The organism is Treponema sp. R80B11-R83G3, assembly GCF_054786115.1.
The window spans coordinates 32,759-45,262 of sequence record NZ_BDHF01000608.1; the positions used below are offsets into that span (position 1 = coordinate 32,759).

At 46.0% G+C, this 12,504-nt stretch carries 8 protein-coding genes; 6 read left to right on the forward strand and 2 right to left on the reverse strand.

The annotated features are described in order from the left end of the window. Positions 1-4 precede the first annotated feature (4 nt). The gene (locus ACYVRH_RS15795) at positions 5-1,084 is read left to right on the forward strand and encodes a Gfo/Idh/MocA family protein (protein WP_461257802.1); all 1,080 of its coding nucleotides are present in this window, start codon (positions 5-7) and stop codon (positions 1,082-1,084) included. An 11-nt stretch (positions 1,085-1,095) separates the two neighbouring features. Here the strand turns inward: ACYVRH_RS15795 and ACYVRH_RS15800 are convergent, their stop codons facing one another. Then, entirely contained in the window at positions 1,096-3,498 is a 2,403-nt protein-coding gene (locus ACYVRH_RS15800; RefSeq protein ID WP_461257803.1) for a glycoside hydrolase family 95 protein, read from the reverse strand. Between the two features lie 232 nt (positions 3,499-3,730). Between ACYVRH_RS15800 and ACYVRH_RS15805 the strand changes: the two genes are divergently transcribed. Next, positions 3,731-5,434 (forward strand): hypothetical protein, encoded by a 1,704-nt coding sequence (locus ACYVRH_RS15805; protein WP_461257804.1) that lies wholly within the window; start codon positions 3,731-3,733, stop codon positions 5,432-5,434. Between the two features lie 85 nt (positions 5,435-5,519). Here the strand turns inward: ACYVRH_RS15805 and ACYVRH_RS15810 are convergent, their stop codons facing one another. Beyond that, on the reverse strand, positions 5,520-6,389 hold the full coding sequence (locus ACYVRH_RS15810; RefSeq protein ID WP_461257805.1) for an AraC family transcriptional regulator: 870 nt from the start codon (positions 6,387-6,389) through the stop codon (positions 5,520-5,522). A gap of 130 nt (positions 6,390-6,519) precedes the next feature. Here ACYVRH_RS15810 and ACYVRH_RS15815 point away from each other — a divergent pair, with 130 nt between their 5' ends. The 4 genes from ACYVRH_RS15815 (at position 6,520) to ACYVRH_RS15830 (ending at position 12,496) form a co-directional block, all read left to right on the forward strand. Then, complete coding sequence (locus tag ACYVRH_RS15815; RefSeq protein WP_461257806.1) at positions 6,520-8,418, forward strand: glycoside hydrolase; 1,899 nt, start codon at positions 6,520-6,522, stop codon at positions 8,416-8,418. A 139-nt stretch (positions 8,419-8,557) separates the two neighbouring features. Next, positions 8,558-8,905: an InlB B-repeat-containing protein gene (locus ACYVRH_RS15820; protein WP_461257807.1), complete on the forward strand. Its 348-nt coding sequence runs from the start codon at positions 8,558-8,560 to the stop codon at positions 8,903-8,905. Between the two features lie 24 nt (positions 8,906-8,929). Beyond that, positions 8,930-10,447 carry an InlB B-repeat-containing protein gene (locus tag ACYVRH_RS15825; protein ID WP_461257847.1) on the forward strand — a complete coding sequence of 506 codons (1,518 nt, stop codon included), beginning with the start codon at positions 8,930-8,932 and terminating at the stop codon, positions 10,445-10,447. A gap of 156 nt (positions 10,448-10,603) precedes the next feature. Continuing rightward, the gene (locus ACYVRH_RS15830; RefSeq protein WP_461257808.1) at positions 10,604-12,496 is read left to right on the forward strand and encodes a beta-xylosidase family glycoside hydrolase; all 1,893 of its coding nucleotides are present in this window, start codon (positions 10,604-10,606) and stop codon (positions 12,494-12,496) included. Positions 12,497-12,504: the final 8 nt, after the last annotated feature.

A 12,504-nucleotide genomic window follows, 5' to 3' on the forward strand; every position in this document is an offset into this window, starting at 1 on the left:
AAAAATGGCGATGGTATCAGATGGAATAAATTTTGCCCCTAAGGGAAAACCGAATCCGGTCGTAAAAAAGGGCGAGTTTGCCTTCTCGGCAATCAGTCTGGATCACGGGCATATTTACGGTATGTGTAACGGCCTTATTGAGGCGGGTGGAGTATTGAAAAGCGCGTATGATCCCGATCTAAAAAAACTGGACTATTTCTGCGCTAAATTCCCCGATGTGAAACGGGCGGCAAGCGAGGAGGAAATCCTTTCCGATCCGCAAGTATTGCTCGTAGCCGGCGCGGCAGTGACATCGGAACGCTGCGCATTGGGTTTACGGGTTATGTCCGCCGGAAAAGACTATTTCACCGACAAAGCGCCGCTTACCACTTTGGAACAGCTTGCGGCGGCAAAGGCAAAAGTTAAGGAAACCGGCAAAAAATACATGGTGTACTACAGTGAGCGTATTCATGTTGAAAGCGCCGTTTTTGCCGGACAGCTTATTGAGCAGGGCGCTATTGGAAAAGTGATTCAAGTGTTGGGGCTTGGCCCACACCGGCTTGGCGCGGCGGGGCGTCCGGACTGGTTCTTCAAAAAGGAAAAATATGGCGGCATACTCTGCGACATAGGCAGTCATCAGATAGAACAATTTCTGTTTTACGCCGGTGAAAAAGACGCGGAAATTGTCCGCAGTCAAATTGCCAATTACAACCACCCGCAATACCCTGAACTTGACGACTTCGGCGACGCCACGCTTGTAGGCGGTAACGGCGCGACCCACTACTTCCGCGTTGACTGGTTCACCCCCGACGGTTTGCAGATGTGGGGTGACGGACGCTCGTTCATTCTGGGAACTGAGGGCTTTATCGAACAGCGCAAGTATATGCAGTTAGGCGAGAAGAACAGCCGTGGCGGCAACGTGTATCTTGCAAACAAGTACGAAGAAACCTACTACAACGTTGAAGGACAGGTAGGCTACCCCTACTTCGGCCAACTGATCCTAGATTGCCTGAACCGCACGGAAAATGCCATGACCCAGGAACACGCGTTTAAAGCCGCCGAATTATGCGTAAAAGCTCAAATGCAGGCGGTTAAAATCAAATAACAAATTTATCCTCAAAAATTATCGCGTTCAAATACGTATTCCTTTCCTGCTTCCGTCATCACATCATATTCATACACGCGGTACAGAATTGGCATTTCAGGATTTATTTTGTCTGATATTAACGGTCTTTTGATTTGCGCCGTGGCAAACAACGGGTTTGGATTTTCGCCATTTGCCTCTTTCATGCCGACGCCTTTGAGCGGGATGTACGACCGCAGGCGCAGGTTTCCGCCCAAGTTCGATTTTATTGCCGCTTTTTCCAACTGACCATTCTTCCATTGAATATCTGCTTCAAAATTTCCGCGCGCAAGCAAGCCCTTCACCCTGCCGTCCTTCCATACGTCGGGCAGGGCAGGCAATAGGTGCAACGCGCCATCGTGGCTCTGTAGCAGCATTTCTGCTATGCCGGCGGTATAACCGAAGTTTCCGTCAATCTGAAAAGGCGGATGCGCGTCGAAAAGATTGGGATATGTGCGGTCGGCGATGAGGTTGGATATGATGGTATAGGCATGGTTGCCGTCTAGCAAGCGCGCCCAGAGATTAACCTTCCAGCCGATAGACCATCCGGTTGCCATGTCGCCTCGGTAGAGCAGCGACTTTTTGGCTGCTTGAAAAAGGCTCGGATGGCGATAGGGCGAAATCTGATTGCTTGGATATAGTCCGTAAAGATGCGATACGTGGCGGTGGTTGTCCTCAGGATCATCGGCATCGTGCAACCATTCCTGCAATTGATTATGCCGGCCAATCTGCATTGGAGGCAGGCGGTCGGCTGTTTGCTGCAATTTGGCGATATATGCGGTGTCTTCGTTAAGAATTTTGGCCGCCTGCATAGTATTCATCAGTATGTCGAACGCAAGTTGATTGTCCATGGTACAACCTGCAATAATGGTACTGTCGCTGCCCATAGGACCGTGTTCGGGTGAGTTAGACGGCACGGTTACCAGCCATTTGTTGGACGGTTCTTCTGTGAGATAGTCGAGGAAAAAATCGGCAGCGCCTCTCATTACCGGGTAACATTCTTTCAGGAATTGCCTGTCGCCCGTGTACAGATAATGCTGCCACAATTGCTGGCAAAGCCATGCGCCGCCGTTGGGCCACATACCCCATGTAGCGCCGTCAACCACGCCTGTACTCCGCCATAAGTCCGTATTGTGGTGCAGTACCCAGCCTTTGGCTCCGTACATCACTTGCGCCGTCTCCCGGCCTGTAACTGACAATTCCTTCAACATCTGAAACAGCGGCTGGCTGGTTTCCCGCAGATTGGTAACATCGGCAGGCCAATAATTCATTTCCAGATTGATGTTCACCGTATATTTCCCGTCCCACGGCGCCAAAAGCTGGTAATTCCAGATGCCTTGCAGGTTGGCGGGCTGACCTCCGGGTTGTGAACTGGAAATAAGCAGGTAGCGGCCAAAATTGAAAAGCAACACAGTCAGAGACGGGTCATTGTTATTACGAAAAGTTTTCAGTCGTTCGTCTGTGGCTGTTTTACCGCTTTCAAAAGTTCCCAAATCAAGTTTCACGCGATTGTACTGCTCTTGATAAAACGCAATATGATCGGACAGCATTTTGGTTTCGTCTTTTTTCAACACCGCGTCCAGAAAATCTGCGGCTTTTTTGTGCGCGTCTCCTGAGACAGAGGCATAATTCACAAAATTGGTCGCCGCCGAAATATACACTGTTGCTGCAGTCGCACCGGTAACAATAATACTGCCGTTATCAATTTCCGTTTTTCCGTCAACGGTTTTCACCAAAGTCTGGTTTTCAAACTGAATAACGCCTTTTACGCCTTCGTGGTCTTCACCTTGACCAATCAGCAAGAGTTTTTCGCCGTCTTTCTTCACGATGAATCCTTTCATTGGCGAGTCGTAAGTTGCAGTGAAATTCAACGCTCCCTTTTTGTCGGCGATTATCTTCATGAGTATTACGTTATCCACAAACGAAGCGTAGGTTTGCCGTGTAAAGGTTACGCCATCCGCCTGATAAGTTGTGGTTGCCACGGCTTTGGAAATATCCAGTTCGCGGCAGAACCCGGTATAGTTTTCATGGCTTGTAAAAGCAAGAAACAAACTGCCGATTGTTTGATAAGGCATACCGTGGCTTGCCGCCAAAAACTCTTTATTGATAATTATTTCCGCGTCTTTTGTTCTGCCTTCAAAAATAAGGCGTCTTACTTCATTTAAATGCCGCAGTGCATTGGGATTGTCGTTGCGGTGCGGGCTGCCGCCCCAGACGGTTTCCTCGTTGATCTGCAATTCTTCGCGGGCAGGATTGCCATAGACCATAGCGCCAAGACGCCCATTGCCCAACGGAAGCGCCTCTGTCCATTCCTTAGCAGGCTGAGCATAGTAAAGAACGGCGTTGTTTTGCGCAAAACAGGTTATTGGCGGTAAATTCATCAATATTTGCTTCATGTATTATAATTATTTCCTGCTTCTTTTATTTTTACAAACGAAGGTATTTTTTGAACTGCCTATTTCATTGGTCTTATTGTAATGCATATACGGTAAAATAACAATAATTCGCATAAAAAGAGCAATATTTGATTAGTATAATAAATAAATGCCAGGATATAATATATAAAAAGGTATTCTTTACAGAATATCCGTATAAGGTTTTTTTATATTTCAACAAAAGGAGTATTCTATGAAAAACAGAATTAAAACAATCAGACTTATCGCCGTAATAGCGGTAATAACATTCGCAATGGCGGCCTGCGGCGGAGATGATACGACAGATGAAAAACGTCAAACCACAAAAGCAACGTATACCGCTTACGACGCTGACGGCAACGCCTACACGCTCGTAATAACCAAAACCGCCGACAATCCGCAGAACGGGGACGCTTATGTGCTGACAATTACCAATACGGACTATGCGGTTACAGGCAAAAGCACTGGCACGGTTTCTACGGTTACTGAAAACGGCTCATCCCTAACGCTTTCAAAAAGCGGCAGCATGTTTACGGTAACGGTCAGCGGAAGCGCCATAGCAAACATTTCCGACTCTATCCCTCTTGACGCTGGTGGAACACAACCGTCCGTTGCATTGTCTCGGCCTTCTTTGGATGTCAATGCCGGCTCCGAGTTCCGAAACGTGACGCACTGCGCGAGCGGCTCATTGTACGGGGTAGTTGAGGATATCCCATCGAATCTGGAAGAACTGGTCAAACCACTAAACCCGAATATGTTCGCCAATCCCGCCCGTGCCGGTTCGGGGTTTCAGCAGCCCAAAGGCGCGGCAATCCCCGTTGCGGAGCGTCTTGTTGCAGCGGGCATTCCCGCGAAGGTAACAATCCGCCTTGCCGATTTGTGCCCCGGATGGCCGTACCAATTTCCCGGTTGGAACAGTTGGAAATCGCAGGTAGAGAGCGTGATAGCGGCCAAGCTCGCTTCCTCTGCGGAGAATTTTTACGGGTATGAGATTTGGAACGAGTGGCATGGGACTTGGTTTGGGACTTGGCAAAACAACGCTTTCCAGTATCCCTCTGCAACATGGACGTGGCAGCAAAGAAGCCCTTACTTCTATGCATTCTGGAGAGACGCTTACGATCTAATTCGTGAAAAAGACCCCGGGGCAAAAATCATCGGCTCGTCCGATTCATATTTCAATGCCGACAGAATAAGAAGTTTTCTGGAATACTGCAAAGAGAATGAATGTATCCCCGACATTATATGCTGGCACGAATTGGGCGGCGTTGCGACCATTACCGACAATGTAAACAATTATCGTGCAATTGAAAGGCAACTCGGCATTCCTCCGCGCCCGATCAGCATTAACGAGTATGGGGAGAGTCAGGAAAACAGTGCTTTTGAGGGCAATCCCGGCAGGTCAGCCGCGATCGTCGCAAAAATAGAACGCCTTAACGTTGAGACTGCCTGTATTTCATGGTGGCATTCAGGTATACCGGGGAATCTCGGTAGTTTACTGTCTTCCAACACCGCGAAAGGCGCGGGTTGGTATTTCTATAAGTGGTATGGCGATATGAGCGGCAAGATGATTTCCGTCACTCCGCCCAACACAAACACCAATGGCGTGGACGGCTTCGCCAATATAGACCATAACAAAAAATTTGTATCGCTCCTGTTCGGCGGTCAAAACGATCCTTCAAACCGCATCAATGTTACGTTCAGCAACTTGCCGTCGTGGATGGGCGCGACGGCGACGGTCAAGGTCGAGGCGGTTGATTGGGTAAGCATAGGGACTATGTCAAACGGCCCCCGCACAATATCTGAGGAGGAGCGTTCCATAACAAATAACGTGCTAACCGTATCGGTAACCGGGTGTAATGGCACTTCGGGTTACCGCATATATATTACCCCGGTATCTGCAACGGACACGCAAAGGTAGCATAGGAGCATAGGAGCTACCTGAATCTCTAGCAATGAGCAGGTAGCAAAATCAGGGAAACCAACAGGATTCCCGAACAAATATATTATTGTTGGCGCATTTTTCTGAATTCAGAAGGCGTACAGTGTTTTGTTTTTTTAAATGCCTGATTAAACGCGCTAATGCTTCCAAAACCGGATTTCATAGCCGTGTCAATTATAGTCAATTTAGGGTCAAGCAGAAGCGCTTCCGAGAAAAAAACGCGTTTCATCTTTAGAAACTGATTAAATGACATTCCTGTAAACACTTTAAATATTCTTTCAAAATGAAATTTTGAATAATGTGCGACTTTAGCCAGCTTTTCCAATGTCAGTTTATCGGTTAAATGGCTTTCTATGTATTCAAACACGGAATTAAGCTTAACAATATAATCCTGCCGTTTATAGGTTTGAGTATCACTCCTATGCGATAATTTCCGGTCGTAGTACCGTGAGAGTATCACAAATATATCAATAATTTTTGCATACATGGCGGTTATTTGATATATGTCGCCTTTCTTGTATTCGTTGTAACAATCCATAAGCAGGCGTTGTATGTCACTATGAATTTCAGGCATTTCTTCATGCGTGATAAGGTTCAAATTGTACTGCTTTATAATGGGATCCGATATACCCGGCAAAGAAAACAGCACTGTCGGTTCTACCATCAATATAATTCGCTTTCCTTTTTTTGAATCCGGCGGCACGGTAATTCCATGAACGGCAAGAGGGGGTATAATGAGAATATCATTCTTTTTAAGCAGATACGTTTTGTTCCTTAGCTGAACTTTATAACTCCCTTCAATTGGCATAATCAGTTCCATTGCAGAATGCCAATGGCTGGGATAATCCATGTTTTCAGTATTTTCCCATAATAATATATATAAATTGGTTTTATACAGGAATTTGTTATAATCACTGATATTAGCCAAAGCCATGGAAAATACCTCTTTTATTGGTATTATTATAATGTATAAACAATTAGAAAGCAATAATTCGCATAAAAATAGCAATATTCGATTGGTATAATCGGCAAAAGATGGTATATATTATTTAAGGAGTAAATTTATGAAACGGAAATTTATAATAATTATTGCCGGTTTAATTATGGCGTTTACGCTTGGTTTTGCAGTCTGCAAGGCGGATATTTCCAATACCCCCCAGAACCTCCCTGAACCCCCGGATACGGCAGCACAGCCGGTGATAAGTAAAAATTTAACAGGCGCTATGGTTTTTAAAGGGGAAGCTATTCCTACTCTGACGGTTGCCGCTTCTTCTTCAGATGGGGGGAAAGTGTCCTACCAATGGTATTCAAACACAACGCCGTCCAACAGCGGAGGAACATTAATTCCGAACGCCGATAAAGCTTCGTATACGCCCCCTATTTCCACCGCAACGGCGGGAAATTACTATTATTACGCGGTTATAACAAATACTAATACGGACGCGCTAATAACGACAACATCAACAATAACTACAGAAGTCGCGTATATAAAAGTAACCACAATACCGCCGCCAAACGCCACCGTTACCGTTAATACCGGCGTTAAATTTCAATATGTACGGGGCTTTGGCGGAATAGATTCTCCGTGGCCGGGCGGCGCCAAGCAATTAACCCTTAATGACATTGAAACAATGTATAACCCGGATAAATTGGGCTACAATATAATGCGGATAATGGTAATGCCGGATAATACCAATCCTGATACTACCATAACCAACCTTATCAAAGCGGGGGGTTCCAGGCCAAACTATATAGAAGGCGTCAAACTCGTCAACCAATACGGCGGTTATGTTTTGGCAACGCCGTGGTCTCCACCCGCAGTCTGGAAAAATAACAATGCCGTAAATTGTGAATTTGCCGGCACCTCAGATTGCGCTAACAATATTCGTCCTGTCCGTCTGCTTCCTGCAAATTATCAAAATTACGCCGATTACCTGAAAGCTTTCTGTAACGCAATGTCAAACAGAGGCGCACCCATTTATGCGATTTCCATACAAAACGAACCTAACGGACACGTAGGTTATGACGGCTGCAGATGGACTCCCGAAGAAATGCGCGATTTTTTTAAGCAAGTCGGCAACTTTACAACTGGTACGACGGGATGGGGCGGCGGCAAAGTACAGCCTAAGGTACTTGCCATGAACGGCGAAACAATGCACACCGTAGAAATAAATGACGCTGCAATGAATGATCCAATATCAAGAGCCAACATTGACATTCTTGGACGTCATCTTTACGGCTATAAGATGCAGGGTAAAATGGCAAATCTTTACGGTAAAGAAATATGGATGTCCGAATATAACATAAACGAAAACAGCAACAAGAGAGACGAAAGAAATGACTATACATGGAATTATGTATGGTTATTTATGAACGCCGTCGATTTATCCATCCGCTTAAATGATGAGAACGCCTTTATCTGGTGGACGGCAAAACGCTGGTACAGTATAATCGGCGAAGGCGACTACGGCACGACGGCAGGTACCGTTCTGCCTCGCGGCTATGGGCTTTCTCATTTTGCGAAATTCGCAAAAGAGACCAACAGGGTTGATATTAGCGTGTCAGGAACAACCGGAGACGGCAGTCCAATCACTACTACCGGTACAACTGCCAACTTCAACCATGGAACTTACAGCGAGGGGCCCAATGACAGTAATTCAAAACCGTCATACCTAAATGACTACCAAAGAGCGGTAAAGGCAAGCGCGTTCGTGTCGCCGGACGGCAACTCCATAAGCCTTGTAATGTTTACTCCCACATGGGTTGACGGCACAAAAGGCATAGACATGGGAACCGTAAAAATTCAACTTCCTTCCGGCTTTAAGATTTCCAATGTGGAAGCAATGAGATCTAACGCTGACGTAAAAACTCAAACGGAAAACGCAGTTATCGGAGTTGATGGAAACACAGCCTATGTTACCCTGCCCGCAAGCACAATTCTTTCCGTATTGCTTAAGAAATAGAGTAATTATGCGACAAAGGAAACGGGCAGGTATGTTGACTGATTATTTCCATGTAACTGAAGTATCCAATTAACTCGTTGAGTTATTTATTAATTTACGGCTGCTAAAGGACAGTATTCCTAAAAGCAGGAGGATAATTATGAAAAAAGGAATTTTCGCAATTCTGGCGTTACTTGCAGTATTCGCTTTACTAACAATAGGTTGTTCGGATTCGGATGGGGGAGGAAAAACCCCTACTCCTACCCCTGTGGAGCCAAAGGAATTTTTTACCGTCACTTTTGACAAAAACAACACTGATACGGGAAGCACCGACCCAAATCCGGCTACCAAACCAACGTATATTTTGGACGGGACGGGGACGGTAAGTCTGCCTACAACACCTCCGACCCGACCAGGCTACATATTTTCCGGCTATAATACAAGCTCCGACGGTAGGGGAACCGAGTTTACCAGAAATACCCTGATTACAGACGACATTACCGTATAAGCACAATGGAGGCGAGGGTATAAAATTACATTTGATAAAAACAACACTCTAGCTACCGATCCCAATCCCAGAGACAAAGATGTTATCGATCCGGATACAACTGTACAGACACTGCCAACTGAACCAACATTGGAAAGCTTTGCATTTATAGGATGGAATACGGCTAGTGACGGTGACGGTACTGAATTTACAGGGGATACCAATGTAAACGAGAGTATTACCGTGTACGCCCAGTGGGAATTTATAGGCGGTACGCCAGAAGTAGTCGATGACACCCTTGTACACAAAAGGCCTTTGTTTGAAGCCGGCGGCAACAGCACTTTGAACAATAACACCGGCACATATAGCCTGAGCGGCACTAACAGTTGGATACAATACCTGTTCCCGGAAGAGGTGATAGTTAATTCTTACGACTACTTTGTTTTAATTATGAATATAGCCGGCGTTACCGGGAGTCCTTCTACTGTCAATTTTAACAAGCATGGAACATCAACTGCCTTAACAGGCGGCGGAACAGCTAAATCAAACTGGCTTTCCAATCTGGGGAGTAAAGCGGTACTTGAAGTTCAAGGCGCGGGAGACACGGGCGGTTTTAGAATACAAGGCGGCCATAGTTCAACTGACATTCCGAATTTTACCGTTACTTCCATTACCTTCTACAAAGCGCCTCGGTATACCGTATCATTCGACGCTAATTATGAAGGAGCCGATGAAATCCCTGATGTGACTGATATTTGGGGAACAGATTCCAACCATGAGGGGTATGCCGTAGGTGAGGCAAACTGGCCAACATTACCGGACAGAACCACTGAAGACCCGCCTATGTACTTTGTAGCATGGAAAGACGCTGATGGTGCGATTTTCACCCCCAATACCCGTATTACAGGTGAAACGCTCTTAACTGCGGAATGGACGGATACGCCGGATACCAGGTATATGGAAAAAATAACAAATACCTCTGTCAACGCAGGCGGCGCTTTGTTTGCGTTTGAACTCCCAGAGGGCAGCAAATTAGGCGATTATACCCAGTTTACTTGTAAAATAAAGGTTGCTGCCTCATCAGGAAATGGGCGTATACGGGCTTTTGGTCCCATGAATACAAGTGTGCAAACCACCTCTGAAACTTTGCCGAATGTAGGCTCAAACAACGTATTGTCAACCGCATTGCTTAATTCTCTACCACCCAGCGGTGATTTAGTTACAGATAACAATTTTACCTTTAACCAGGCTGTTGGTAATACTTGGCGAACGTACACGTTGAATATTTTGTCTGATAAGCCCAGAAATTGGGACAACAATACCACCGGCATCGTTCTTTTCACTTTGGGGGTTAATGGTGGTGCAGGCCAATCATGGACAGGCAGCTACTATATTAAGGACATCGAACTTACCAAGTCAGGCGGGGCGGATCCTGTCGCGGCAATTCGTCCTGATGATACCAAGTTGTGGGACGGCGGAAAACCAGGCGTCTTTGCACGTGGGGCTGAAGATGCTTCCTTGAGGGTAGTTCGGGAGATTGTGGCCTACGAAGAAGAGGATTAACTAGCCGTCATGCGCTTAATGCCAGAGGCGCAAAAAACCGCCCCTTAGGGGGCGGTTTTTTACTGTAACTCAATTAGCAAGAATTGATAAATAATAAGCAAGAAATGATAAGACATTTAAATCATTTCGGTATATAAGTATTCCACGAGGATTATTATGAGAAAAAACAGTTATTGTTTAATTATTCCGGTATTAGTATGTATTGCTGTTACGATAAATGTCTTACCGCTTACCGCCTGTTCGGAAAATAACGTTAATACTGTAGATAAATCAACATATACAGTCACTTTTGATACTGACGGAGGCAATCCGGTAAATATTGCCCCAATACAAGTTGGCAAAGGGGAATCTATGGGCAGTCAATTTCCAAGTCCTCCCTCTAAAGGAGGCTATACTTTTGGCGGTTGGTACGAGGGTTCAAAACCATATACAAAAGGCACTCTGATTGAAAAGAATGTAAACCTTAGAGCAAAATGGAATGAAATCCCTCCTGAATTGAATATAGGAACGGCTAATAATCCGCTGTTAAAGGGCGGAGATGTGCCGGATCCCGCGATAATCCGTGTTGGAAACGCCTATTACATGGTCAGTACAACCATGTATTTTTGCCCTGTTGCCCCTGTTATGAAATCTTATGACATGGTGAACTGGAAAATTGTAAGTTATTGTGCGGATATAATAGATGATGCCCCAAATTTCAGGTTGGAAGAATGGGACTCAAACGAAACAACCCGCCTTGGCGATTACGGCAGGGGGCAGTGGGCAAGCAGCATCCGCTACTACAACAATAAGTTTTGGGTGCTTTTTACCAATAACAGCACCAACAAGTCTTATCTATACAGTACTCCAAACGCCGATACAGGCCCCTGGACGCGCACGGTTATAAATAAACGTTTTCACGATCCGTCTATTTTTCAGGACAATGACGGTAAAATGTATGTTTTCCACGGTTATACAACCTTATACGTAACTGAGATGACATCAGATTTATCCGCCACAGTGGGCGAAGATGTAACAATCCTTACCCAGGCGGATGCCCCCGGCGGCGGAACCGGCTCTGAAGGATCCCAAGTATACAAGAATGAGACGAACGGATATTACTATGTATTCTTCTGCACATGGGGGCTGGGGCCGAAAACACAACACGTTTTGCGTTCAGCAAATATTAAGGGACCTTATGAACAAAAAACTTTACTGAATGGCAAAAGTTTGTACGGCAAGTATGTCGCCCAAGGCGGTATAGTTGATACGCCGGACGGCGATTGGTACGCTTTCTTGTTTAAGGAACCTAATGCCTCCGGACGCGTACCGGTGCTGGTTCCTTTACGCTGGGGTAACGACGGCTGGCCAACGCTAGGCGATTCAGGCGGCAATATCCCGACAACATTGCAGATTAAAATTGCCCAAGGTTACGAACAAAACCTGTACGCTTCGGATGAATTTGACAATACTAAATTGCAGCTTGCCTGGCAGTGGAACCATAACCCTGACAACGCCAACTGGTCACTCACGGAGAAACCCGGTTATTTAAGGCTTAGAACCGGCAGAACCAGCAAGACCATTTACCATGCGCGGAACACCCTTACCCAGCGGGTCTTTGAACCCGCTTGCAATGGTATAACCGCCCTTGAGACCACAAGCATGAAGGACGGAGATAGAGCCGGGCTTATGATACTACAGTCTCTTTCAGGGTTTATCTGTATTGAGCAGGATGGAGCGCAAAAATACATAGCCATGTATACCGGCGACAACGACACTGCCGCCTATCGGCTTGCAAACGCGATTGAAACCAGGCAGGCGCGGACGGAGTTTAACGGCGATAGAATTTATCTTAGGGTTAACTGTACATTCAGAGGCAATAACACCAGCGGCGCCGAACAGGCGGTTTTTCAGTACAGTACTAACGGAACAACGTGGACAACTCTTGGAACGACTTTTAATATGCAGTGGACCACACAGCACTTTACCGGCGCGCGTTTTGGATTGTTCAATTACGCGACAAAGGAAGCTGGCGGGTATGTTGACTTTGATTATTTCCATGTGAATTGAGTTTGTCT

Excerpts from the sequence above, each read along its gene's own strand:
- ACYVRH_RS15795 (WP_461257802.1), top strand. The coding sequence starts at position 5 with ATGGCGATGGTATCAGATGGAATAAATTTTGCCCCTAAGGGAAAACCG.
- ACYVRH_RS15800 (WP_461257803.1), bottom strand. The coding sequence starts at position 3,498 with ATGAAGCAAATATTGATGAATTTACCGCCAATAACCTGTTTTGCGCAA.
- ACYVRH_RS15805 (WP_461257804.1), top strand. The coding sequence starts at position 3,731 with ATGAAAAACAGAATTAAAACAATCAGACTTATCGCCGTAATAGCGGTA.
- ACYVRH_RS15810 (WP_461257805.1), bottom strand. The coding sequence starts at position 6,389 with ATGGCTTTGGCTAATATCAGTGATTATAACAAATTCCTGTATAAAACC.
- ACYVRH_RS15815 (WP_461257806.1), top strand. The coding sequence starts at position 6,520 with ATGAAACGGAAATTTATAATAATTATTGCCGGTTTAATTATGGCGTTT.
- ACYVRH_RS15820 (WP_461257807.1), top strand. The coding sequence starts at position 8,558 with ATGAAAAAAGGAATTTTCGCAATTCTGGCGTTACTTGCAGTATTCGCT.
- ACYVRH_RS15830 (WP_461257808.1), top strand. The coding sequence starts at position 10,604 with ATGAGAAAAAACAGTTATTGTTTAATTATTCCGGTATTAGTATGTATT.